Origin of the sequence: Halorubrum sp. ARQ200, from assembly GCF_005435115.1 — an archaeon.
Lineage (GTDB): Archaea > Halobacteriota > Halobacteria > Halobacteriales > Haloferacaceae > Halorubrum > Halorubrum tropicale.
Genome location: NZ_SGTZ01000004.1, coordinates 206,113 through 229,500, shown reverse-complemented (window position 1 = coordinate 229,500; position 23,388 = coordinate 206,113). Strand labels below are relative to the sequence as shown.

23 protein-coding genes and 1 pseudogene are annotated in these 23,388 nt (G+C 69.7%); 13 read left to right on the top strand and 11 right to left on the bottom strand.

Annotation, left to right across the window (positions count from 1 at the left end):
• The first annotated feature begins 34 nt into the window (after positions 1-34).
• From EXE50_RS08200 to EXE50_RS08185, 4 genes are read left to right on the top strand one after another with little or no spacing between them, the layout of a single operon-like run.
• On the top strand, positions 35-1,009 hold the full coding sequence (locus EXE50_RS08200) for an ABC transporter permease (RefSeq protein WP_053771597.1): 975 nt from the start codon (positions 35-37) through the stop codon (positions 1,007-1,009).
• A gap of 14 nt (positions 1,010-1,023) precedes the next feature.
• Positions 1,024-2,208: an ABC transporter permease gene (locus EXE50_RS08195; RefSeq protein ID WP_053771598.1), complete on the top strand. Its 1,185-nt coding sequence runs from the start codon at positions 1,024-1,026 to the stop codon at positions 2,206-2,208.
• Positions 2,208-3,263, top strand: coding sequence for an ABC transporter ATP-binding protein (locus EXE50_RS08190; RefSeq protein WP_053771599.1), 1,056 nt, complete (start codon positions 2,208-2,210; stop codon positions 3,261-3,263). The genes EXE50_RS08195 and EXE50_RS08190 overlap by 1 nt, the downstream gene beginning before the upstream one ends.
• Positions 3,256-4,590 (top strand): ABC transporter ATP-binding protein, encoded by a 1,335-nt coding sequence (locus tag EXE50_RS08185; protein WP_053771600.1) that lies wholly within the window; start codon positions 3,256-3,258, stop codon positions 4,588-4,590. The genes EXE50_RS08190 and EXE50_RS08185 overlap by 8 nt, the downstream gene beginning before the upstream one ends.
• 27 nt (positions 4,591-4,617) lie before the next feature.
• On the opposite strand, the gene EXE50_RS08180 is transcribed toward EXE50_RS08185, so the two are convergent.
• From EXE50_RS08180 to tpiA, 5 genes are all read right to left on the bottom strand, one after another.
• Positions 4,618-5,370, bottom strand: coding sequence for a hypothetical protein (locus EXE50_RS08180; RefSeq protein ID WP_137704803.1), 753 nt, complete (start codon positions 5,368-5,370; stop codon positions 4,618-4,620).
• A 150-nt stretch (positions 5,371-5,520) separates the two neighbouring features.
• Positions 5,521-5,841: a cupin domain-containing protein gene (locus tag EXE50_RS08175; RefSeq protein WP_053771602.1), complete on the bottom strand. Its 321-nt coding sequence runs from the start codon at positions 5,839-5,841 to the stop codon at positions 5,521-5,523.
• A gap of 85 nt (positions 5,842-5,926) precedes the next feature.
• Positions 5,927-7,096: a molecular chaperone DnaJ gene (gene dnaJ, locus EXE50_RS08170; RefSeq protein WP_137704802.1), complete on the bottom strand. Its 1,170-nt coding sequence runs from the start codon at positions 7,094-7,096 to the stop codon at positions 5,927-5,929.
• A gap of 82 nt (positions 7,097-7,178) precedes the next feature.
• On the bottom strand, positions 7,179-9,110 hold the full coding sequence (dnaK, locus tag EXE50_RS08165; RefSeq protein WP_121599161.1) for a molecular chaperone DnaK: 1,932 nt from the start codon (positions 9,108-9,110) through the stop codon (positions 7,179-7,181).
• Between the two features lie 211 nt (positions 9,111-9,321).
• A complete protein-coding gene (gene tpiA / locus EXE50_RS08160; protein WP_053771605.1) occupies positions 9,322-9,966 on the bottom strand; it encodes a triose-phosphate isomerase in 645 nt (214 codons plus the stop codon).
• Between the two features lie 165 nt (positions 9,967-10,131).
• Between tpiA and EXE50_RS08155 the strand changes: the two genes are divergently transcribed.
• Positions 10,132-10,932, top strand: a complete 801-nt coding sequence (locus EXE50_RS08155) for a DICT sensory domain-containing protein (protein ID WP_053771606.1) — start codon at positions 10,132-10,134, stop codon at positions 10,930-10,932.
• A pseudogene (locus tag EXE50_RS08150) lies at positions 10,929-11,338 on the top strand (disulfide bond formation protein B). The gene EXE50_RS08155 and the pseudogene EXE50_RS08150 overlap by 4 nt, the downstream one beginning before the upstream one ends.
• A 49-nt stretch (positions 11,339-11,387) precedes the next feature.
• Here the strand turns inward: EXE50_RS08150 and EXE50_RS08145 are convergent.
• Positions 11,388-11,915, bottom strand: a complete 528-nt coding sequence (locus EXE50_RS08145) for a multiprotein bridging factor aMBF1 (RefSeq protein ID WP_053771608.1) — start codon at positions 11,913-11,915, stop codon at positions 11,388-11,390.
• A gap of 144 nt (positions 11,916-12,059) precedes the next feature.
• On the opposite strand from EXE50_RS08145, the gene aroA reads away from it, so the two are divergent.
• Both aroA and EXE50_RS08135 read left to right on the top strand, forming a co-directional pair.
• Positions 12,060-13,442, top strand: coding sequence for a 3-phosphoshikimate 1-carboxyvinyltransferase (aroA, locus tag EXE50_RS08140; protein WP_137704801.1), 1,383 nt, complete (start codon positions 12,060-12,062; stop codon positions 13,440-13,442).
• A 312-nt stretch (positions 13,443-13,754) separates the two neighbouring features.
• A complete protein-coding gene (locus EXE50_RS08135; RefSeq protein WP_137704800.1) occupies positions 13,755-14,930 on the top strand; it encodes a TRC40/GET3/ArsA family transport-energizing ATPase in 1,176 nt (391 codons plus the stop codon).
• A 31-nt stretch (positions 14,931-14,961) separates the two neighbouring features.
• Here EXE50_RS08135 and EXE50_RS08130 read toward each other — a convergent pair whose 3' ends face one another.
• Both EXE50_RS08130 and EXE50_RS08125 read right to left on the bottom strand, forming a co-directional pair.
• The gene (locus tag EXE50_RS08130) at positions 14,962-15,597 is read right to left on the bottom strand and encodes a hypothetical protein (RefSeq protein WP_121599167.1); all 636 of its coding nucleotides are present in this window, start codon (positions 15,595-15,597) and stop codon (positions 14,962-14,964) included.
• Positions 15,594-16,253, bottom strand: a complete 660-nt coding sequence (locus tag EXE50_RS08125; RefSeq protein ID WP_053771613.1) for a hypothetical protein — start codon at positions 16,251-16,253, stop codon at positions 15,594-15,596. Before EXE50_RS08125 ends, EXE50_RS08130 begins: the two co-directional genes overlap by 4 nt.
• Before the next feature lie 130 nt (positions 16,254-16,383).
• On the opposite strand from EXE50_RS08125, the gene EXE50_RS08120 reads away from it, so the two are divergent.
• From EXE50_RS08120 to EXE50_RS08100, 5 genes are all read left to right on the top strand, one after another.
• Positions 16,384-17,175: a DUF2103 domain-containing protein gene (locus tag EXE50_RS08120; protein WP_137704799.1), complete on the top strand. Its 792-nt coding sequence runs from the start codon at positions 16,384-16,386 to the stop codon at positions 17,173-17,175.
• A gap of 160 nt (positions 17,176-17,335) precedes the next feature.
• A complete protein-coding gene (locus EXE50_RS08115; RefSeq protein ID WP_053771615.1) occupies positions 17,336-18,034 on the top strand; it encodes a LysE family translocator in 699 nt (232 codons plus the stop codon).
• Positions 18,035-18,137: 103 nt separating this feature from the next.
• On the top strand, positions 18,138-19,190 hold the full coding sequence (locus EXE50_RS08110) for an NAD(P)-dependent glycerol-1-phosphate dehydrogenase (protein ID WP_121599170.1): 1,053 nt from the start codon (positions 18,138-18,140) through the stop codon (positions 19,188-19,190).
• 81 nt (positions 19,191-19,271) lie between these two features.
• The gene (locus EXE50_RS08105) at positions 19,272-19,931 is read left to right on the top strand and encodes a DUF420 domain-containing protein (RefSeq protein ID WP_137704798.1); all 660 of its coding nucleotides are present in this window, start codon (positions 19,272-19,274) and stop codon (positions 19,929-19,931) included.
• An 84-nt stretch (positions 19,932-20,015) separates the two neighbouring features.
• Complete coding sequence (locus EXE50_RS08100; protein WP_053771618.1) at positions 20,016-21,338, top strand: M28 family peptidase; 1,323 nt, start codon at positions 20,016-20,018, stop codon at positions 21,336-21,338.
• Between the two features lie 171 nt (positions 21,339-21,509).
• Here the strand turns inward: EXE50_RS08100 and EXE50_RS08095 are convergent, their stop codons facing one another.
• From EXE50_RS08095 to EXE50_RS08085, 3 genes are all read right to left on the bottom strand, one after another.
• The gene (locus EXE50_RS08095; RefSeq protein WP_053771619.1) at positions 21,510-21,920 is read right to left on the bottom strand and encodes a hypothetical protein; all 411 of its coding nucleotides are present in this window, start codon (positions 21,918-21,920) and stop codon (positions 21,510-21,512) included.
• Positions 21,921-22,105: 185 nt separating this feature from the next.
• Complete coding sequence (locus EXE50_RS08090; protein WP_053771620.1) at positions 22,106-22,549, bottom strand: hypothetical protein; 444 nt, start codon at positions 22,547-22,549, stop codon at positions 22,106-22,108.
• Positions 22,550-22,646: 97 nt separating this feature from the next.
• Positions 22,647-23,387: an NAD(+)/NADH kinase gene (locus tag EXE50_RS08085; protein ID WP_053771621.1), complete on the bottom strand. Its 741-nt coding sequence runs from the start codon at positions 23,385-23,387 to the stop codon at positions 22,647-22,649.
• Position 23,388: the final 1 nt, after the last annotated feature.

Sequence of the window (23,388 nt, the reverse complement as noted above, 5' to 3'; positions counted from 1 at the left end):
CTCACCTTCACCACACGTTTCTCACGATATCAACATGGGATTTGGAAGGTACGTTACCGCTCGTGTCCTCTGGGCAGGAGTCGTATCGCTCATCATCACTACGATCACGTTTCTGCTCCTGTCGGCCGCGCCGAACCCGGACGTACAGCGGGCCGCAACGCAGGCGGCTCTACAGGGAGGCGACCCAGCGGAGGCCGTAGAGCGGGCCAGGGAGCTCCGAGGGCTCGACGAACCGCTCTACGTCAGGTACTTCGACTTCATTCAGGGCGTGTACACCCTCGACTGGGGATGGTCGAGCAGTCGGAGTCAGCCGGTCATCGAGGCGGTCGGGAACGCGCTGTACTACACCGCGCAGTACTCGATTCCGTGGACGATCCTCACGGTCATCCTCGGGCCCCTCGTGGGCGTGTACTCCGCCGCAAACATGTACAGTTGGCGGGACCACGCGGCGACCGGGTTCGCCTTCTTCGGTTACGCCATCCCGAATTTCTTCTTCGGCATCATCCTTCTACTGGTCTTCGGTGTGTGGCTAGAGGTGATTCCGATTGTGTACAACACGGATGTTTCGGTCTTCAGCGTCGAAAACGCGGTTCAACTGGCGATTCCGGTGTTCGTATTGGTGACCGGTTCGATCGGCGCGGTCATGCGCGTCTCTCGGAACGAGTCGGCCGAGTTCCAGAACGCGGACTTCATGAAGACGGCGAAGGCCAAGGGGATGTCACCGCTTCGCGCGTACGCGTACCACGTCATGCGGCCGACGCTCGTCCCCCTCTCGACGACGCTCGTCGGACAGCTCCTCGCGCTGTTCCTCGGGTCGTCGCTGCTCGTCGAGGTCGTGTTCGGAATACCCGGACTCGGCCGGCTCACCTTCGAAGCACTGCTCTCACAGGACACGAACCTTGTGCTGGGAACGACGCTGTTCTTCACGTTCGTCGCCGTCGTGGGGAACCTTATCGAGGACCTCGTGTTTACCGTGCTTGACCCGCGTATCAGCTACGATGATAGGTAACTCAACAGAAAACAATGGCAACTGAAGGCTCGGAACGGTTCGATCAAGTCGACTGGAGCAACCTCTCACGGTCCGGGCGATTTGACCTGTCGGTCAATTCGATCGGGATGCTGGTGACGACCTTCCCGCTCGTGTTGCTCGCCGTGTACGACTGGCAGTTCATCGGTCAGCGGACACCGACTTTCGGGTTCATCGGGCTCGACCGGACGCTGGAGACAGTCGACTTCTTCTTTATTTTCACGCTGTTCTTGGCGTTCTGGTACCTCGTCTTGCCGCTGTACCAGAACCCGCGGATGACGCGGTACTACTGGAAGGAGTTCAAGCGCAACCGGCCGGCGGTCGTGAGCATGATCTGGCTCGGGATCGTGTTCGTGGGCGGGATCATCGGGCCGCTGGTAATGAGCGCACCGCAACAGGAACTGCTCGTCGCCTACCAGCCACCGGTGTTCACCTCTGTCGTCCAGTCAACGCCGGCGACCTGCGTCGGCGAAGTCATGAACGGGCGTTGTTACGGGACCTGGCAGTACCCGCTCGGAACGACGAACGCGGGCCGGGACGTGTTCACGATGATCGTCTACGGGATGACGATCAGCATGCAGATCGCGTTCATCACGACGACCATCGTCGCGACGATCGGTATCACGTTCGGTACGCTGAGCGCGTACTCTGGCGGGTGGGTCGACGAGATCATGATGCGCTTCGTCGACATCATCCTCTCGTTCCCGACGTTCCTGATGTTCCTGCTCATCTTATACATCTACGGCGGCGGTTTGGGCATGTTCATCGTCGTGTTCTCTCTGTTCGCGTGGGGGGGAACCGCCAGATACGTCCGCAGCAAATCGCTGTCAATCTCCGAAGAGGAGTTCATTAAGGCGAGCCGGATCAGTGGCGCGAGCACGTATCAGGTGATCCGCGGCCACGTGGTGCCGAACGTAGCGAGCAGCATCATCACCCAGCTCACGCTTCTCATCCCCGGCTTCCTGCTGTTCGAGGCGCAGTTGGCGTTCCTCGGCGTCGGCGACTCGACGGTGCCCTCGTGGGGACAGCTCATCTCGGCTGGACGGAGTGACCTCTCGTACGCTCCATGGATCGTGTTGGCGCCCGGTATCGTACTGTTCTTGACAATCCTCGCGTTCAACTTCCTCGGCGACGCGCTGTTGGACGCGCTGAACCCCGAAGCGGAGGCAGAGAACGAATAATGTCCGACGATCAGCCACTACTCGAGGTCGAAGACCTCACGACGACGTTCAGCACCGACGACGGAACGCTCACCGCAGTGGACGGGGTCGACTTCAGCGTCGACACCGGCGAGACGGTATGTATCGTCGGCGAATCTGGATCCGGAAAAACGGTCGCGACGGAGTCGATCACCAAGATCATCAACACCCCACCGGGAGAGATCGAAGGGTCCGTCGGATACAAGGGCCGCGACCTGCAGTCGATGCCCGAGTCTGAAATCCGACAGATCCGGGGCAACGACATCGCGCATATCTTCCAGAACCCGCAGGAGGCGATGAACCACTGTTACACCGTCGGGTGGCAGATCACCGAGGCGCTCCAGATCCACCAAGACGTCTCCGACGAGGAGGCGCGTACAAAGGCGGTCGACCTGATGGACCGCGTCGGGATTGCGAACGCGAGTTCGCGGTTCGACGACTATCCACACGAGTTCTCCGGCGGACAGAAGCAGCGGATAATGATCGCGATGGCCCTCGTCGGCGACCCCGACCTGCTCATCGCGGACGAGCCGACAACGGCGCTTGACGTGACGGTCCAAGCGCAGATCCTGGAACTACTCGACGACCTACAAGACGAGTTCGAGATGGGGATCCTGTTCGTCACGCACGACCTCGGTGTCGTCGCACAGATCGCCGACCGGATCGTGGTGATGTACGCTGGGAAGGTCATGGAACGCGGCAGTGTGCTCGACATCTTCGACAATCCCGCACACCCGTACACTCAGCAGTTGCTGGAGTGCCTGCCGGAGTTCGGCGGCACAGGAGGCGGAATACCGGGGACGCTCCCGGACCCGCACAATCCACCGGACGGCTGTCGGTTCGCGCCGCGCTGTGAGTATGCCGAAGAGGCGTGCCGAACCGGTGAGCAGCCGGAGGAAGTCGAGGTCGAACCCGGCCAGTGGGTCTCCTGCGTCCACTACGATCCGGGCGGCGATCCCTCAGTGATCAGCGGAGGGGAGTTCGGAATCGCCGGCGCGGCGGACGGCGACAGCGAGGTGGGTCCCGCCGATGACTGAGCCGCTACTTTCGGTCCGCGACCTGAAGAAGCACTACCCGATCCGGAAGGGAGTGTTCAACCGGCAGGTCGGTGCCGCGCGCGCCGTCGACGGGATCAGTTTCGACATCGAGGAAGGCGAAACGCTGGGGCTTGTCGGCGAGTCAGGCTGCGGGAAGTCAACCGCGGCCAGTTCGGTCATCCGTCTGGAGGAACCGACGGCTGGCGAAGTCATCTTCAACGGCAACGGACGCGGCAGCGCGAGCCGGAACCCAGATGGGACTCACCCGAACGACGTGACGGAGTTCGGCGACGACGAATTGAAGACATTCCGCCGGGGCGCGCAAATGATCTTTCAAGACCCGTCGTCGAGCTTCGACCCACGGATGTCCGTCGGCAACGGGGTCGGTGAACTCCTGAAGGTCCACGGGATGAGCGACCGCCACCGGCGCCGCGCCATCGTCGAGGACCTGCTCGAACGCGTCGGGCTCTCGGCGAACGACTTCGACCGGTATCCGCACGAGTTCTCCGGCGGGCAGAAACAGCGGATCGCGCTCGCCCGGGCGCTCGTGTTGAACCCGGACCTCATCATCGCCGACGAACCGGTGAGCGCGCTCGACGTCTCCATCCAGGCGGAGATCCTCTCGCTGATCAACGATCTTCAGGACGAATTCGGGCTGTCGCTGCTATTCATCAGCCACGACATGTCCGTTATCCGCCAGATCTGCGACCGCGTCGCCGTGATGTACCTCGGCGAGATCGTCGAGATCGGCCCGGTCGAGGAGATCTTCACCAACCCACAGCATCCCTATACCGAGGCGCTGCTCTCCTCGATCCCGACGCCGGACCCGCGCGCGAGCGTCGGCGGCATCGAGCTGAAGGGCACCGTCCCGAGCCCGACGAACCCGCCGAGCGGCTGTCGGTTCCACACGCGGTGTCACAAGGTGATCCAGCCCGACGGCGTCGACATCGACCAAGAGGACTGGCGGGGTCTATTGAACCTGCGCGACAAGGTCGCAACCGGCGAGATTGACATCGAACAGGTCCGTGAGAATGTTGCTGCTAGCGGGACCCAACCGACCGACTCGGAAGTCCGAGCAGAGATCCGACGTGAGTTCGACATCAGCGAGACGGTCGATGACGCCGATCTGGAGGAGACACTTTCGGAGGCGATGAACCTGCTATTGGGGGACAACGCCGAGATGGCCGACGAGTTGCTCTCGAACAAGATCACGACGCCGTGCGCCGAGACCGCGCCCGAACAGACGGTTCACGGACCCGACCACGAGTCCGCCTGCCTCCTCCACGGGGAGCGGACACCCGCGGAGCCGAACCCCGCGGACGACTGATCCGGGCGCGACCCGAGTTGGCGATATTTACTCGGCCGCCGAACCGACCGACGACGGATCGACCCGTCGCGGTTCCGGAACGTCCGCGTCCGGCGGGGCCACCGCCACGTCGCCGCGCGATTCTCCGTCCGGCTCGCCGTCGCCGGCCGGCGGCGCGAGTACTGCCGTCGCACTGACCGAGAGCGGCGCGACGAGCCCGGCCGCGAGCGCCGGCGGATCGGAGAAGGGGAGACGGAAGACGACGCGCGTCCCCTCGTCGATCGCGCCGGCCTCGACGGCCGCCGCCGCGGTCGAACACAACTCGCGGTGGCTGAACGCCCGGTCCGGCCCGACGACCGCGTCATCGGCGGGGGCGACGTCGCTCGGCGGCGTTCCCGGATTCTCGCTCCACAGTTCCTGTTCCCAGTGCGTGGTCTCGGGGCGCTCCGGCGACCCGCCGAACGCGGCGAGGTTCGTGCCCGGCGCCGGGTCGAAGGCGGCGGCGGTCGCGACCGGCGCGAGCACGACGCGGTCGCCGGCCTCGATCCCCGCCACTGGGTCGAACCGGACCGGTGCGCCGACGGCGCCGGCGCCGAGGAACGCGAGCGTCGTGTGAAAGCCCGGCGTCGGGTCGACGGCGACGGTCGCGCCCGTGCGGACGCCGAGGTACCGGAGCACGTTCGCCGCCTTGTACCCGTTCGTGATCAGGTCGTGGTAGCTCCGCTCCCGGCCGTCAGCCGTGACGAGCGCCGTCTCGCGAGTGCGTCGATCGCGCGCGAGCAGATCCCCGACGAGGTCCATACGCGACGTTCGGGGCGCCCGAGCCTTAACGCTGCGGCGCCGACGAAACGGGTCCGTGGTCAACCGCGCTGCGGGCGGGGGGAGAGGCGGGAGAACGCGCTCTCGCGGCGGCGTCACGGGGCGCCGGAGGTGACCATCGTCAAGCCGGCGTCACGGGGCGCCGGCGATGACCATCTTCGAGCCGTCGGCCGAGAAGGCGAGGTCCCGGGTGGACCCGGGGTCGACGCGGACCGCGTCGCCGGGAGCGAGGTCGACGGCGTCCCCGTCCACCGTGAGCGTCGCCTCGCCGTGGAGCAGCACGTACACCTCCTCGTGATCGCCGTCGGCGTGGTCGTGTTCCATGCCCTCCCAGCCGGCGTCGGCCTCGACGACGGTCACCCCGAGGCGCTCGCAGTCGAGCGCGTCGCGGAGGAAGTACATGCCGGGCGCGCGCGGTTCGACGTCGTCGTAGGCGGTCGTGTCGTAGCCCATGCGCCGACGGACGACTCGGAGGGACGAAAAGCTATGGGCCGCGAAATGAGAGCGGTCCGAGCGCCGGACGAGGGCCCCGCTCCGCTCAGAACGAGCTCTTCAGCTTCTCGAAGAACCCGCCGCCGACGTCGATGTCCTCGCCGCCGGCCTCGGCGAACGCCTCCAGTGCCTCGCGCTGCTCGTCGTTGAGCGACTCGGGGACGACGACGGCGACCTGCACGTAGAGGTCCCCCCGTCCGCGGCGCCGGAGCCGGGGCATCCCCTTCCCCTGGAGGCGGAACGTCTCGCCGCTCTGCGTCCCCGCGGGGACGTCCATCTCGACGCTGCCGTCGACCGTCTCCACCTCGACGGTGTCGCCGAAGACGGCCTGCGGGAAGGAGATGGCCTCGTTGACGCGGAGGTCGTCGCCGTCGCGCTCGAACCGGTCGCCGACGTCGACGTCGACCTCGATGAGGAGGTCCCCCTTCGGGCCGCCGTTCTCGCCGGGCGCGCCCTCGCGCTCCATCCGGAGGCTCTGTCCGGAGCGGATCCCGGCCGGGATCTCGACCGAGAGCGTCGCCTCCTCGCGGACGACGCCGTCGCCGCCGCAGTCCGGGCAGTCCTCGCTGTACAGTTCGCCCTCGCCCTCACAGCGGGGGCACGTCGAGGTCTGCTGGACGCGCCCGAGCGGCGTCTGCTGGACCTGCTGGACCTGCCCGCGGCCGTTACACTGCGGACACGTCTCCACGTCCGCGCCCGGGGGGTGGCCCGCGCCGTCGCAGGTGGCGCAGGTGGTGGGTCGCGTGAGCGTGACCTCCTTAGTCGCGCCCTCGAACGCCTCTTCGAGGTCGATGGTCAGCCCGGTCTTGAGGTCGCGTCCCTGCCGCGGCCGGTCGCCGCCGCCACCGCCGCCGCGGCCGCGACCGCCGCCGCCACCGAAGAACTGGTTGAAGATGTCCTCGAAGCCGCCGGCGCCCCCGGCGCCGCCCGCGCCGCCGAAGGGCCCGCCGGCGCCGCCCGGGCCACCGCCGCCGGTCGCGCCGCGCTTGTCGGCCTCGGTGAACCGGTCGTGGCCCATCTGGTCGTACTGCTGTCGCTTCTGCTCGTCGGTGAGCACCTCCTTGGCCTTCTGGATCTTCTTGAACCGCTCCTCGGCGTTCTCGGCGTCGCTGACGTCGGGATGATGTTCTGCGGCCTGTTTGCGGTACGCCTTCTTTATCTCCTCCTCGCTGGCGTCCCGCGACACGCCGAGGACGTCGTAGAAATCTTCGCTCATGCGTTGCGTTCGTTGGTTGGTGTTGATCGACGGGTCGATTTAAACGGCGGGGTCGCGGCGTCGAGAATCGGGTCGGAGCGGCTTACTCCTCGTCGTCGTCGTCCACGTCCTCGAAGTCGGCGTCGACGTACTCCTCGTCGTCGCCGTCGGGCCCGGCGCCGCCGGGGCCCGCCGCGCCGCCCGGACCGGCGGCGCCGCCCATGCCGCCCATGCCGCCGGGACCGGCGCCGCCCGCGCCGCCCGGACCGGCCTGCGCGGCCTGGCCTTCGTACATCTGCTTGCCGATCTCCTGGAGCTCCTCGGTGAGCGCCTCGGTGGCGGACTCTATCTCGTCGGTGTCGGCGTCCTCGTCTTCGAGCACGTCCTCGACGTCCTCGACGGCGTCTTCGATGTCGCCGACGAGGCCCTCGTCGAGATCCTCCTCGTTCTCTTCGAGCAGGGTCTCGGCGCGCTGAATCGTCGTCTCGGCCTCGTTGCGGGCCTCGATCCGCTCGCGGCGGGCCTCGTCCTCTTCGGCGTGCTTCTCCGCCTCCTCTTGCATCTCCTCGATCTCCTCGTCGGAGAGGCCGACGCCGCCCTCGATGGTGATCGACTCGGCGTTGCCCGAGCCCTGGTCTTCGGCCTCGACGTTGACGATCCCGTTCTCGTCGATGTTGAACGAGACCTCGATCTGGGGGGTGCCCGCGGGCGCCGGCGGGATGCCGGACAGCTGGAACGCGCCGAGCAGCTCGTTCTCCTCGGCGATCTCGCGTTCGCCCTGGAAGACGCGGACGTTGACGGAGGTCTGGTTGTCAGCGGCCGTGGTGAACACCTTCGACTCCTCGGTGGGGATCGTGGTGTTCTTCTCGATGAGCCGCTCGAAGAGGCCGCCCTTCACCTCGATCCCGAGCGAGAGCGGGGTGACGTCCAGCAGGACGATGTCGTCGACGTCGCCGGAGAGCACGCCGCCCTGGACCGCCGCGCCGAGCGCGACCGCCTCGTCGGGGTTGACGTTCTTCTTCGGCTCCTGACCGACGAGCTCCTCGACCTGCTCTTGGACCTGCGGCATCCGCGTGGAGCCGCCGACGAGGATGACCTCGTCGATGTCGGACTTCGAGTAGTCGGCGTCGGCGAGCGCCTGCTCGGTCGGCTCGACGGTGCGCTCGATGAGGTCCGAGGTGAGGTTCTCGAAGGTCGCGCGGGTGACGGACTGTTCGAGGTGGACCGGGCCGCTGTCGGTCGCGGTGATGAACGGGAGGTTGACCGTGGTCTCCTTCTTGTTCGACAGCTCGATCTTCGCCTCCTCGGCGGCGTCTTTCAGCCGCTGGAGCGCCTGCCGGTCGTCGCGGAGGTCGATCCCGTGGTCGTTCTGGAACTCGTCGGCGAGGTGGTCGATGAGCGCCTCGTCCCAGTCGTCGCCGCCGAGGTCGTTGTCGCCGTTCGTGGCGACGACCTCGTAGACGCCGCCGCCGAGGTCGAGGACCGACACGTCGAACGTGCCGCCCCCGAGGTCGTACACGAGGACGGTCTGGTCGGACTCGTCGTCGAGGCCGTACGCCATGGAGGCCGCGGTCGGCTCGTTGACGATGCGTTCGACCTCGAAGCCGGCGATCTCGCCGGCGTCCTTCGTCGCCTGGCGCTGCTTGTCGTTGAAGTAGGCGGGGACGGTGATGACCGCCTTCTCGACGTCGTCGCCGAGGTACTCCTCGGCGTCGCGTTTGATCTTCTGGAGGATCATCGCCGAGACCTGCTCCGGCGTGTAGTCGTCGTCGCCGATCTCGACGGTGTAGTCGTCGTCGCCCATGTGCCGCTTGATCGACTGGATCGTGCGGTCGGGGTTCTGGACGGCCTGGTTCTTCGCCGGCTTGCCGACGAGGCGCTCGCCGTCGTCGGCGAAGGCGACGACCGACGGGGTGGTCCGGTCGCCTTCCGCGTTGGCGATGATCTCGGGCTCGTCGCCCTCCATCACCGCGAACGCGGAGTTGGTGGTACCGAGGTCGATACCGAGAATCTTGTTGCTCGCCATCTTGGTCATAGCTAGCGGCTTGTTTCGGTTAAAGGTTACTAGATGCTGCCATACGGCCGCGGAAACGAACCCGCTGCCGTCGTGCGATTTCTCGATCGTGTGAGTCGCTCACATCGATGTATTTATACAGATCCGCAAACGCAGCGGCTCCGGGACAGAGGGGGAGGGTCGCCCGCCGCGACCGGACCGCTGAGATCGCGGGGTCTAGCCCCGCAGCGGCTCAGATCCCGCTCACGAGGTCTTCGAGCACGGCCTCTGGGTCGTCGGCCTTCGCGACGCCGGAGGCCAGCAGGACGCCGGCCGCGCCGAGGTCGCCGGCGGTCGACACGTCCTCGCCGGTCGAGACGCCGGCGCCGCAGAACACGTCGACCGCGGGGTCGACCGCCTCGGCGGCCGCGACCGCGTCCTCGACGATCCCCGGGTCGGCGGTGGCGACGGAGACGTCGCCGCCGATGAGCGCCGGGGGCTCGACCGCGACCGCGTCGGGGCCGAGCGCGGCCGCAGCGCCGACCTGCGCGGGGTTGTTCGCGCAGACGATCGTCTCCAGGTCGGCCCGCTCGGCCGCCCGCACGGAGCCGTCGACGTCCGCGAGCTTCAGCCGGTTCTCGGAGTGGTTGATCAGCGTCCCCTCGGCGCCGTTGTCGGCGACGGCCTCGGCGAGCGTCGAGCCCGTGTGCGAGCCGTGCCCGGTCGGCGAGACGTGCTGCGCCCACGTCTCGACGCCGGTCTCGGCGACGCGGGCGACGTCCGCGGCCTGCGGCGAGACGGCGATTCGCGCGCCGGACGCCTCGGCGACGTCGCGGGCCGCGGTCGCTACCTCGATCGGATCGCACGGGTACGCCTTGAGGTTCACCAGGATGAACATACCCACGCTGGGGGAGCGCGGCGCAAATAGGTTCGTGCTTCGCGCCGCACCGCGCCCGGCGGCGGCCCGGTTCGCCGGTCCCCCTCGAATCCCGGTTTCCGGGGACGGTCGCGGTCCCGGGAGCAGAAACGTCCTTATACCCCGCTGTTGTGGGTCGGACAAGGGATGTCCCTCATCGAGCTCATCGCGGGCGTGGAGGCGCACGAGGCCACGCTGACCGTGTTCAACGCCGATCCGGCGGTGACCGACGAACTCCGGGAGCACTTCGCCGACCGCAACGTCCGGATCGTCGACGACCAGACCGCCTCGGGCCCGGAGGAGTTCGCCGTCCTGGCGCGGGACGGGGAGTTCGTCACGGCCGTGACCGTCGACGAGCTGCTGTCGCGGCCGGACGAGGGGGAGACGGCGGGCACCGGCGTGGAGGCCGCCGAGTCCGAGACGGGAAGCGGCGGATCGGGGGAACGAGGCGGCACGGGTGACCGCGTCGGGCGGCCGGTGTTGGACCACCTCGACGAGACGATGTTCACCTCCTACTCCCGCGACGACATGGTCGCCGCGTCCAGGGAGATCGAGGACCGCGCCTGGCGGGTGGGCGACGGCGAGCTCCACGCGGGGTTCCAGACGCTTGACGTGCTCACCGGCGAGGCGGACACGTACGCCCTGCTCGGCGAGAAGGAGCGGCTCGACGTCCACGCGTACGCGGCCGACGAGGGCGAGGCACCCGACGTGGAACACTACACCGTCCACGTCGGCGAGGCCGCCGAGATCCGCGAGACGTGGTTCGTCGCCTACGACGGGGGCGGCTACGACGAGGCGAAGTGCGCGCTGCTCGCGGAGGAGCGCGCGCCGGGCGAGTTCTTCGGCTTCTGGAGCTACGACCCCGAGACCGTCGAGTACATCATCGACTACCTCACGGAGCGGTACGGCGGCTCGGAGCAGACGGACGACGGCGGCGCGACGGTGTGACCGCCCGCCCGTCCCCGGCGACCGCGTGGCTGTCGGCCGCGACAGTCGTCACGGCGGTCGCGACCGCGGGGAGCCTCTGGTTCAGCCTCGGACTCGGGCTCGCGCCTGCAACCTGTGCTGGTATCAGCGGATCCTCATGTACCCGCTCGTCGCGGTCCTCGGGGTCGCGACCGTCGAGCGTCGCCCGGCGGTCTGGCGGACCGCGCTGCCGCTCGTGGCCGTCGGCCTCCCGCTCGCCGCGTACCACTCGTACCTCCAGGCGACGATGACGCAGTGTGCGGTCGGTGGCCCCTGTGCGACCGTTCAGTGGCGGAGCCCGCTGCTCGGCCTCGCGGTCCCGAACCTGTCGCTCGTCGCGTTCGGGCTGCTCGCGGTCGCGCTGATCGGGCTCCGGCGACGCGTCTGAGCGCGCGGTCGACGGGGGACGAAAAGGTCGGTCGGGGCGAGCGGGTCGGTCAGTCCTTCCGCTTGACGACATCGCCGAGCGTCATCGTGCCCGCGTCGTCGGTCTCCCAGTCGGCGTCGTCGGCCGACTGGCCCTCGACCAGCGAGATGTCGAGCGCGCGTTCGAGCTTCCGCTGGACCTCGTCGGTCGGGAGCGTGTCGCCGCGCTCCAGCTTGCGGATGAGGCTCGCCTTCTCGTTGAGCTGGTCGGCCAGCTCCTCCTGGCTCAGCCCGCGCGACTCCCGCGCCTCGCGGATCCGCTCGTCGTAATCGGTAGCGATCTCGTCCATGTCGTCGAACATGTCGCGGCGGCGGGTCGAGCTCCCCGGGGAGCCACCGGAGCCGGAGGAGCCGGACGACGAGGACGACTTCCCGGTGCTGGAGCTGGTGGAGTACTTGCCGCCGCCGGAGCTCGTCGACTCGTCGCGGACCTCGGTGCCGAAGTCCGTACACGAGCTACAGAGCTCCAGTTCGGCGCCTTCGACCTTCGTCGTCGTCAGCGAGGCCTCCTCGGCGCCGCACATCTCACACTGGGGCATACGCGACGCTAACGCTCCCGGTGGTATAAAGGGTGTGCCGCGGCGTCGCGGCGAGTGTCCGCGGCGGGTCGCCCGCCGCCGACGGCGCGGCCGCAATCGTGCCGCGGCCGGTACCGACTTGTCGCCGGGGGCGGCAGAGTGGGTATGGACGTCCACATCACGCGCTCGACCCTCCGGGGGACCGCCCGCGCGCCGCCGTCGAAGAGCTACACGCACCGCGCGCTCCTCGCCGCGGGGTACAGCGACGGCGCGACCGTCGAGTCGCCGCTGATATCCGCCGACACGCGGGCCACCGCCCGCGCGGTCACCGCGTTCGGCGGGGCGGTCGAGCCCGCGGGGGCCGACGGCGGGGCCGAGGTCGAGCCGGACCTCACCGACGCCGACGCGCTCGCCGTCGAGGGGTTCGGCGGCCGCCCCGCCGTCCCGGACGACGTGATCGACTGCGCGAACTCGGGGACGACGATGCGGCTCGTCACCGCCGCGGCCGCCCTCGCCGAGGGCACGACCGTTCTCACCGGCGACGGGTCGCTGCGCTCGCGGCCCCAGGGACCGCTCCTCGACGCGCTCGGCGACCTCGGCGTCCGCGCGGAGTCGACCCGGTCGAACGGGCAGGCCCCGCTCGTGGTCGCCGGCCCGCTCGCGGGCGGCGAGGTCGCGATCCCCGGCGACGTCTCCTCGCAGTACGTCACCGCGCTGCTGATGGCCGGCGCGGTCACCGACGAGGGGATTGAGGTCGAGCTCACGACCGAGCTCAAGTCGGCGCCGTACGTCGACATCACGCTCGAACTGCTCGGCGACTTCGGCGTCGAGGCGACCCCCGTCGACGCCGGCGGCGACCCGCTCGACGGCGCCGCGGGCGCGGCCGGCTTCTCGGTCCCCGGCGGCCAGACGTATGCGCCGAGCGGCGGGACGTACGCGGTGCCCGGCGACTTCTCGTCGATCTCGTACCTGCTCGGCGCGGGCGCGGTCGCGGCCGACCCCGGCGGGGCGGTCCGGATCGAGGGCGCGCGACCGAGCGCGCAGGGCGACGCCGCGATCGTCGACATCGTCGAAGAGATGGGGGCGCCGGTCGACTGGGACCGCGAGGCCGGCGAGATCGCGGTCGAGCGCGCCGACCTCGCCGGCGTCGCCGTCGACGTGGGCGACACGCCCGACCTCCTCCCGACGATCGCCGCGCTCGGCGCGGTCGCGGACGGCGACACCCGGATCGAGAACTGCGAGCACGTCCGCTACAAGGAGACGGACCGCGTCTCGGCGATGGCCGAGGAGCTCGAAAAGATGGGCGCGGAGACGACCGAGGAACCGGACGTGCTCACCGTCCACGGCTCCGAGAGCGACCTCCGGGGCGCGGCGGTCGACGGCCGCGGCGACCACCGGATCGTCATGGCGCTGTCCGTCGCCGCGCTCGCGGCCGAGGGGACGACGACGGTCCGCGGCGCCGAACACGTCGACGTCTCCTTCCCCGGCTTCTTCGACGCGATGGCCGACCTCGGGACGGACGTCGAGTGCGACGGCGCGGTCGAATAACCCATTTATAATAAACGGCGGTGGCGCGTGCCGACGAGCGCCCGTCAGGGTGCGAGTCGCACGCGCGAGGGACGCGGCGACCGAAGCGGAGCGGAGGGAGCCGCGCGGCTGGGGCTTTGGAGGAGTTCACCGCCGACCCACACGCGGCCGTTTATAAATAGACGACTGTGGCTTCGGAGGCAGTCACCGCCACTTCGTGATCGGCTATTTATAAATGATCTGCGAGAACTTCGAGACCCTTCGCAGTAGGAACGACATCGAAAACGTATCGGGACCGACGGGTACAGGTATCCGCCGGAACGACACGTCGGTATGGACGACATCGACGTCGAACCCGTCGACCGGGTCGACGAGCCCGAAGGCGAGGAGCCCGACGAGGCCGCCGTCGAACCGGCGGACGCGGACGAGGCGCTGACCGTCGACGACGACCTCGCCGACCTCCCGGCGGGCGTCGACGCGCCCGACTACGTGCTGTACGGCGGGAAAGGCGGCGTGGGGAAGACGACGATGGCGGCCGCGACGGGGCTCGCCTCGGCCGCGGGCGGCGTCCGGACGCTCGTCGTCTCCACCGACCCCGCGCACTCGCTGTCGGACACCTACGAGACGGAGATACCGGCCGAACCCGCGCGCATCCGTGAGGACCTGCCGCTGTACGCCGCCGAGATCGACCCCGACGCCGCGATGGAGGAGGGGATGTTCGGCGCCGACGCCGACCCGCTCGGCGGGCTCGGCGAGATGGGCGACGCGATGGGCGGGATGGGCCCCGGCGGCGACATGGGCGACGAAGTCGGCGAGGACGAGGGGCTCGGCGGCCTCCTCGGCGGGACGATGCCGGGCGCCGACGAGGCCGCGGCGATGCGCCAGCTGCTGGAGTACCTCGACGACCCGCGCTTCGACCGCGTCGTCGTCGACACCGCCCCGACCGGCCACACGCTCCGGCTGCTCCAACTGCCCGAGATCATGGACTCGATGCTGGGGCGCGTGATGAAGCTCCGCCAGCGCTTCTCCGGGATGATGGACGGACTCAAAGGAATGTTCGGCGGGAGCGACGACGAGCCCGACCCGTCGGCCGACCTCGACGAGCTCCGCGAGCGCATCGAGCGCCTGCGGGCCGTCCTCCGCGACCCGGCGAAGACCGACTTCCGCGTCGTGATGATCCCCGAGGAGATGAGCGTCGTCGAGTCCGAGCGGCTGGTCGCGCGCCTCGACGAGTTCGAGATTCCGGTGGACACGCTCGTCGTTAACCGGGTGATGGAGGGCGTCGACGACGTGACCGGGGGGAGCGGCGCCGGCGTCGACCCCGACTGGGTGGTCGAGCCGAACCCGGAGACCTGCGAGTTCTGCGCGCGCCGCTGGGAGGTCCAGCAGAACGCGCTCCGCGAGGCCACCGACCTGTTCCGCGGCCGCGAGGTGAAGCGCGTGCCCCTGCTCGCGAACGAGGTGCGCGGCGAGGCCGCGCTGCGGGTCGTTGCCGCCTGCCTGAACTGACCGCCGCGGCCGGCCCGGCGTCGGGTCGGCGTTACTCGGCCGCGCTCCCGAGGACCCGGTCCCGGACTAACTCGGCGACCCCGGTGAGGTGCGCCTGTCCGAACAGGCCCACCAGCACCGCGCCGATGGTGTTGTAGGTGAGGTCTTTGACCGTGTCTTCGAGCCCGTGCTGCGCGAGCGGCATGTCGATGCCCGTCTCCGTCGCGACGATGTCGAGCCCGAACTCGAACAGCTCCCAGAGCACGCCGAACGCGAGCACGACGACGACGATGAAGACGAACGCGAACCGCGGCGGGATGCGGATGCCGTCGCTGTGGAGGTCGACCGCCCGGAGCGTCGTGTACCCGACCGCGGCGACCAGCGAGGCCGACAGCGCGTGGGTCATGTGGTCCCACCACTCGACCCGGGCGTAGAACCCAGCGGACCCGACGGTGTGGAGGAACACCGCCATCGTGATCCACAGGGCGAGCCACGGGTCCAAGGGGAGGTCGTACCGGCGTTCCAGCGCCGCCGGGACTAGCGTGACGAGGAAGGCGATGATCCCGTTGCTTATCGCCTTCTGCTCGCCGGCGAGGAAGCCGTAAGCCACGATGGCGATCAGGAGGACCTGCATCGCGCCGGTGAGGCGCCGCTGCGACCGGATGGAGGGGCGCGGGAGCAGCCTCATCGCCGCACCACCCGCCGGATGGCGCGGCGGAGGCGGCGCCCGCGTCCGCGGAAGTAGCCGTCGAAGAGGAGCCCCGCCGCGAGCCCCGCCAGCGTGACGTACAGCCACTCGATCATCAGCGCGTCGTTCGTCGTGAGGTACGCCGTCCCGCCGCGCTGGTCGAGGTTCCAGCGCAGTACCGTCCACACCGCCGCCGTCGCCAGCGTCGCCATCACGACGAAGACGACCGCGAACCAGTGGGTCACCCGCAGCGACGTGAACATGTGGAGGTCCACGGTGACCACGAGCGCCAGCGCCGCGATGGCGACGTAGGTGGCGAACGTCCCCAACTCGCCGCCGAACACCGCGCGCACGAGGACCGGCAGCAGCGCGAGGCCGACCAGCTCCGCGGGGAGCATCGCCCGCCAGTCCCGCGCCGCGACCGTCGGCGCGAGGACGACCGCCCCGAGGCCGACGACGATGACCGCCGAGAGGAGGTCGTAGTCGAGCGCGCTCTCGACGAGCACCCCCGTCAGGACCGCGATCATCGTCCACGCCGCGAGCGCGTTGAACCGCCCGTCGCGGACCAGCCGCGCCAGCCGGTCCTCGACGGTCTCCGGCTCCCCGGCGTCCCGCTCGGGGCCGTCACCGCCCCGAGGGCGTCGGTCTCCGTCCATACCCAGGAGGGAGACCGGCGAGAGTTATAACCTGTTGCTCCGGACCGGGCGGCGATTCCGGATCGAGGCCCGACGGGCCGGTCGCACGGCGAACGGACGGCCTTTTACCGCACACGACCGTCCGATCGGTATGAACTGCCGGCGGTGCGGGACCCCGTTGGAGAAGCCCGGGGACTACTGTCTGACCTGTAACACCGCCAACGCCGACGCCGTCGTCGCCGAGTTCGAGCCCGACCGGGCGCGCCTGACGCTGCTCGACGAGGACGACGTCGTGGGCGAGACGACCGTCACCACACGGCCGGAGGACCGGGAGCGGCTGAGCGAGGTCCAACTGCGGAACTTCGCGGGCCGCGTCGCCGACGAGATCCGTCGGAAGCGCCCCGAGACCGTCTACGCAGCCGGGGAGCGCGAGCCGCTCCGCGAGACCCGCGCGCAGCTCCACCACGAGTTCTACCGCGTGCCGGACGGCGGCGCGAGCGACGACGCCGGAGCCGCGGGCGACCCCTCGGACGACGACCGCGAGCCGGACGTGAGCCCGGTCGTCCGCTGGGTGCTCGACCGCCGGGGCGACCGGTCGCTGGCGGTGGTCGAGACGCCGCCGCGGGAGAAGATCGGCGGCTCGCACTCGACGCTCATCGGCGGCCGCAAGGGGCGGAAGGCCGTCCAGACCGTCGCGGAGCACCCGCACGTCAAGAAGATCGTTCCCGGCCCCATCGACGCCGGCGGGACGGGGTCGCGGACCGGCCTCCGCGCGAAGGCGACGCGCGCGGGGACGAACGGCAACGTCCGGCTGCTCTTGCGCGACGGCTCCAGCGTCCAGGAGAACCGGATCGTCACCACGGCGATGGACCGCGAGACCGGCGAGCGGGTCCGCGAGGACCTCAACGAGGCGCTCCGCGACGCCGAACTCCAGGACGCGTAGGCGCGGGGTCGCCGCCGGCCGGGGTTTGTCGTCCGCGGTGCGCACCGACGTTCGGATCCGTCCGTCGATGTCCCGATCCCGGGCGTGACGGCCGGTGCCGTCCGCTGCTGTCCGCCCCTTCTTCGCGGGCTTTTTCACGAAATCGGCCGTTTCGAGCGACGTGAGTACCCTCGTCACGCTCGGTGCGGGCGTCGTCTTCGGCCTGGCGCTCGCGGCGCCGCCCGGACCGATGAACGCGGTGATCGCCGAGGAGTCAGTCCTCCGCGGCCGCCTCGCCGGCTTCCGGGCCGGGCTCGGCGCGGCGACCGCCGACGCGATCTTCTTCGTCCTCGCGTACGTCGGCGTCGTCGCGGTCGTCGAGTCGCTCCCGCTGTTACAGGGCCTGATGGTCGCGGTCGGCGGCGTGCTGATGCTGTACTTCGCCGCCGGCGCCGCCCGGGGGGCCCGGGAGTCGTTCCGGCCGACCGCCGGCGAGGAGCCGATGGTCGCGGAGGGGAAGGGGTTCCGCAAGGCGCTGGTGCTCGCCCTGACGAACCCGTACCAGGTGCTGTTCTGGCTGACGATCGGCGTCGGGCTGCTCCGGCCGGGCGAGCTCGACGTGCTCGCGCGGCTCCCCGTGGTCGGGAGCGACCTGGCGGGGACGCTCGTGGTCGCGACCGGCTCGCCGGCGCTCATCGGCGGGTTCTTCCTCGGCGTGCTGACCTGGATCGTCGGCTTCCCGACCGGGCTCGTCGCCGCCGAGCGCCGGATCGAGACGTTCGCGCCGATCGTCGCGGTGCTGTCCGCGGTCGTGCTCGCCGGGTTCGGCGTGTACTTCCTCTACGACGCGGCGACGACGCTGGCCGCCCTCGGCGCGTAGCGGGCGACCGCCCCCGACCGCTCGCGCCCGCCGCCCGGCCGCGTCCGCGCGGCCCGCGACGCGCATGGACAACGGCTTTGACCCGTCGGCGCGACCGCCCGATATGTTCGAGAAGACGACGTGGATCAAGCTCCCGCGGAACGTCCTCGTGGGACACGACGTCATCGACGACCTCGGCGAGGCGGTCGGCGAGCTCTACCTGACGGGGCGGCCGCTGATCGTGACGAGCCCGACGCCGAACGAGATCGCCGGCGACCGCGTCCGGGCACAGTTCGACGACCCCGCGACCGCCGTCGTCGAGGACGCCTCCTTCGACGCGGTCGAGGAGCTGAAGGCGACCGCCGAGGCGGTCGACCCCGGCTACCTGATCGCACTCGGCGGCGGGAAGCCGATCGACATCGCGAAGATGGCCGCCGACCACCTCGACGTCGGCTTCGTCTCCGTCCCGACCGTCGCCTCCCACGACGGCATCGTCTCCGGACGCTCATCGATCCCCGAGGGCGACACGCGCCACTCGGTCGCCGCCGACCCGCCGCTCGCCGTCGTCGCGGACACGACGCTGCTCGCGGAGGCGCCCTGGCGGCTCACGACCGCGGGCTGTGCCGACATCATCTCCAACTACACCGCCGTGAAGGACTGGCGGCTCGCCCGCCGCCTCCGCAACGTCGAGTACAGCGAGTACGCGGGGGCGCTCTCGGAGATGACCGCGGAGCTGCTCGTCGAGAACGCCGACATGATCCGCCCGGGGTTAGAGGAGTCGGCGTGGGTGGTCGTGAAGGCGCTCGTCTCGTCCGGCGTCGCGATGTCCATCGCGGGCTCCTCGCGGCCCGCCTCCGGCGCGGAGCACCTCATCTCCCACCAACTCGACCGCATCGCGCCCGGCAAGGCGCTCCACGGCCACCAGGTCGGCGTCGCCTCGATCATGACGGAGTACCTCCACAGCGGCGAGAACGGGCGGTGGGCGGCGATCCGCGACGCGCTCGCCGAGCTCGACGCCCCGACGACCGCCGACGAGCTGGGGATCGACGACGCCGAACTGATCGCCGCCCTGACGAGCGCCCACGAGATCCGCGACCGCTACACCATCCTCCAGGGCGGGATCAACGAGGAGGCCGCCGTCGAGGTGGCGACCGCGACGGGCGTCATCGACCGGTGACCCCGGATCGTCGTCGGGACCGCCCCCGGCTGCGGCGCCCGACCTCGAAAGCGAAATAACCGTGCCGCGACAACCGGTCGTATGGCCACCGCCAGCGTCCGCGACCGGGCCAAAGACCGGGCCCGCGCGATCACCGTACTCCTCACGCTCGTCGGCTACGGCGCGGTCGGCGGCGTCTTCCTCGTCCCCGAGTTCCAGGCGCTGTTCCCGACGCTCACGAAGGGCACCGTCGACCTCCTCGCGCACGCCATCGCCGTCGTCAACACGATGGCCGTGATCAGCCTCTCGCTCGGGTGGTACTGGATCCGCAACGACGAGGTGAAGAAACACGCCGCGGCGATGACGACCTCGTTCGTCCTCATCCTCGTGTTCCTCGGCATGTACCTCCCGAAGGTCGCCGGCGGCGGCACCAAGGAGTTCGTCCTGGAGTCGTCGTACGCGTGGGTACCCCTCTGGGACTGGGTGTACCCGGCGTACCTGGTCATGCTCGCGGTCCACATCGTCCTCTCGGTGATCTCCGTACCCGTCGTCCTGTACGCCATCGTGCTCGGGCTCACGCACACGGAGCAGGAGCTCCGCACGGAGACGCCGCACCGCCGGGTCGGCCGCATCGCCGCGAGCGCGTGGATCCTCTCGCTCGTGCTCGGGGTCGTCACATACCTCCTGTTGAATCACCTGTACGGGTCGACGTTCGAGGCCGCGGAGGCCGCGGCGGTGCTCCTCCCGGCGCTCCCCGTCTGAGCCGACGGCGACCCCGTCGAATCCGGTCCCGGCCGCCCCCGCCGCCACCGAAACGCTTGAGCGGCGCCCGCGACACCGCTACCCATGACCGACTGGATCGGCGAGACGTTCACGAGCGACGCGGGCTGGAACCACCTCACCGACCTCGTCGACGTCGGCGACCGGATGGCCGGGTCCCCGGGCGAGCGCGAGGCGCTCGAGCTGACCCGCGACGCGTTCGCCGACGCCGGCGCACGAAACGCCGCGGTCGAGGAGTTCGAGATCCAGGGCTGGGAGCGCGGCGACAGCGCGGTCCGGGACGCCGCGAGCGGCGACCCGGTCGCGGTCGGCCCGAACGCCTGTATCGCGCTGCCCCGGAGTCCGAGCGGCGAGGCGACCGGCGAGTTCGTCGACCTCGGCCACGGCGTCCCCGAGGACTTCGAGGCCGACCTGGAGGGGAAAGTCGTCATGGCGTCGTCGGACACCCCCGACTCCGTCGACCGCTTCATTCACCGCCGCGAGAAGTACTACCGCGCGGTCGACGCGGGCGCCGCCGCCTTCGTCTTCGCCAACCACGTCGAAGGGACGCTCCCGCCGACCGGCAGCGTCGGGACCGCGGACGCGCCGATCGGGGCGGTCCCGGCGGTCGGCGTCTCGAAGGAGACCGGCGCCCGCCTCGCGCGCCGGAACGAGGGCGACGAGCTCACCGTCGCGGTCGACTGCGGGACCCCGACCGCGACGAGCGGGAACGCCGTCGCCGAGCTCGGCCCCGACACCGACGAGCACCTGATCGTCTCCTCGCACGTCGACGCGCACGACCTCGCGGAGGGCGCCATGGACAACGGCGCGGGCACGGCGACGATAGTCGAGGTCGCGCGGGCGCTGGCGGCACGCGAGGACGAACTCGGCGTGCGGGTGCGGTTCGCCGCGTTCGGCGCAGAGGAGGTCGGGCTCGTCGGCTCGTCGGTGGCCGCCGAGGCGGCGGACCGAGAGGCGGTCCGCGCCGTCGTCAACGTCGACAGCAACGTGTTCGGGCGGACGCTCCGCGTCGACCACCACGACTTCGACGCGCTGGCGGCCGCCGCCGAGCGCGTGAGCGACCGCTTCGATCACCCGGTGTCGACGGGCGGAGAGCTGGTCCCCCACAGCGACCACTGGCCGTTCGTGAAACGGGGGATCCCGGGGTACATGATCTCGGGCGAGACCGAGGGCCGCGGCCGCGGCTGGGGCCACACCCACGCGGACACGCTCGACAAGCTGGAGTCGCGGAACCTCCGGGAGCAGGCGATCCTGCTGACCGAACTGGTCGTCGACCTCGCCGAGGCGAGCGCGTCGATCCCGCGTCGGGACACCGACGAGATCGCGGCGGCGCTCGAAGCGGAGGGCAAGGCGACCGGGATGAAGCTCACCGGCGACTGGACGTTTTGACGAAGGAAACGTCGGGACAGGGCGATCGAGCAGGACGCCGGAAACCCGCCGCCTTCTCGGTCCTAACTAACAGCAACTTGGTTTGTCTGGAAGTGTTAATTAAGAACTGACGGAAATGTAGACGATGTGCTCGGAGACCGGGAACAACTACCGAGAGAGACTACGCGGCCGTTAGGCCGGTACAGCAAGAACAGTCGCCGAATAGGCGGTGACCGAATCGTTCGGGTCTTCAGCAGTTACGACAAGCGTGGTCTCACCGCCAGGATCAACGGTTTTTGTTTCGGTTTGTGTCACGACCGCGTTCTCGTCATTGCTGACCTCCCAGATGACCTCGGCATCCGTGTCAGCGGTCCTCTCTGAGTTGTTGCTGACGGTGATCGCCAGTTCGTATCCAGTATCAGTGGCAGAAAGATCGGTTGACGCGGAAACGCTCACCATCGGCCCCTCGACAACCATCTCACCGTCAAGACTGGGACCGGACCCGCCGTCAAGACACCCGGCGGTCGCGAGGATCGTTCCGCTAGTTACCAGCGTGGCGATTGATCTCAGTGCGCCGCGACGCGTACTGGCGTTTTCTTCCACTACCCCAAATATCTGGACGAACGCATATAAATCGCTGTGAGGAGAAGGGAGAGTGGAGAGGGGTAGATGGAGCGTGACGAAAGAATCGGGCGAGGGGGGAGATATGGGGAGCGTCGGAGCGGTGGAAAAGGGGAGCGAGAACGTCACGCGCCGAGCGCAAATTCGCTCAATCCGGAGCGCGCCCGTCAGGCGACGACGAACTGGTTCCAGATCCCCTCGACGAGGAAGAACAGCGCGTAGTACGACGACCAGATCAGCACGACGAGCGAGGCGGCGATCGAGCTCTTCGGCGCCTCGATCTCCATGTCGTTGCGGGCCTCGACGTTCCGGGCCTCCAGCTCGAAGAGGTCGGCGATGAACATCGCGAGCACGAGCACGATCAGGATCGTCCCCCGAACGGGCGCGGTGAGGATGTACAGGAACGTCAGGAGGACGAGCCCGACGTTCGTGAAGACGTGGGGCGTGTACGCCTCCACGCTGTCGGCGTCCTGACCCTGTTCGACGTGCCGCCTGTGCGCGAGGTGCCGGGTCGCAAGGTTCGCGACTGTCATCACGAATATCGCGTACGGCAGCGCCGGCCCGACGGCCGACAGCCAGCCGAGGGGTACGAGGAACTGCAGTGGGTCCATATCCACCATTTCCGTTCACGACGTATTAGAGTGTTTCCGATCGGCGCGCCGCCCGCGGGGCGGGTGTCGCCGCCGCGGACGCGGGACGGGCCGCCGCTCACTCCGCCGTCGGCGCGAGGAGATCGACCCGCGCCGCGACCTCGACAGCCACCGCGCGGTGCGGCTCGACGGTCCCGCGCCGCGTCCCGTCGACGACCAGCGCGACCGGCTCCTCCTCGCGCTCGACCGTGACCCTGACGCCGCCGCTCACGACCCAGGTGTCGGGTCGCGTGGTGAACGGCGAGACCGGGACGACCGCGAGGCCGCCGCCCGGCGACACCACCGGCCCGCCGGCCGCCGCCGCGTACCCGTCGCTGCCGAACGGCGTCGCGACCACGGCGCCGTCCGCGCGCACCGACGCCGACTCCCCGTCGTCGAGCGCGATCTCGAACTCGGAGATCCGGGCCGGCGCTGCCGTGACGAACGCGACGTCCGCGACCGCGACCCGTCGCTCGCCGTCGCCGGCGTCGACCGCCAAGAGCGGGTGCCCGACGCGGGAGAACCCCTCGACCGCGTCCGAAGCGTCGTCGAGCCCGTCGACCGCGGCCGCGACCCGCTCGGTCGCACGGTCGAGGTCGACCGCGTGACGGCCGCCGCCGACCGGGAGGATCGGCGCCGGCCGCGCGTCGCTCGCCGCCGCGCGCATCGCCTCCCGAAGCGCGGCGTCCCCGACCGCGACGACCGCGTCCGCCGCTGGGCGGTCGACGAGGCGGGCGCCCGCGGCGGTCGCCGCCGATCGGATCGCCGCCGCCGGGTCGCCGTCGCCGAGAACCGCGAGGCCGCGCGTCGGCTCACTCATG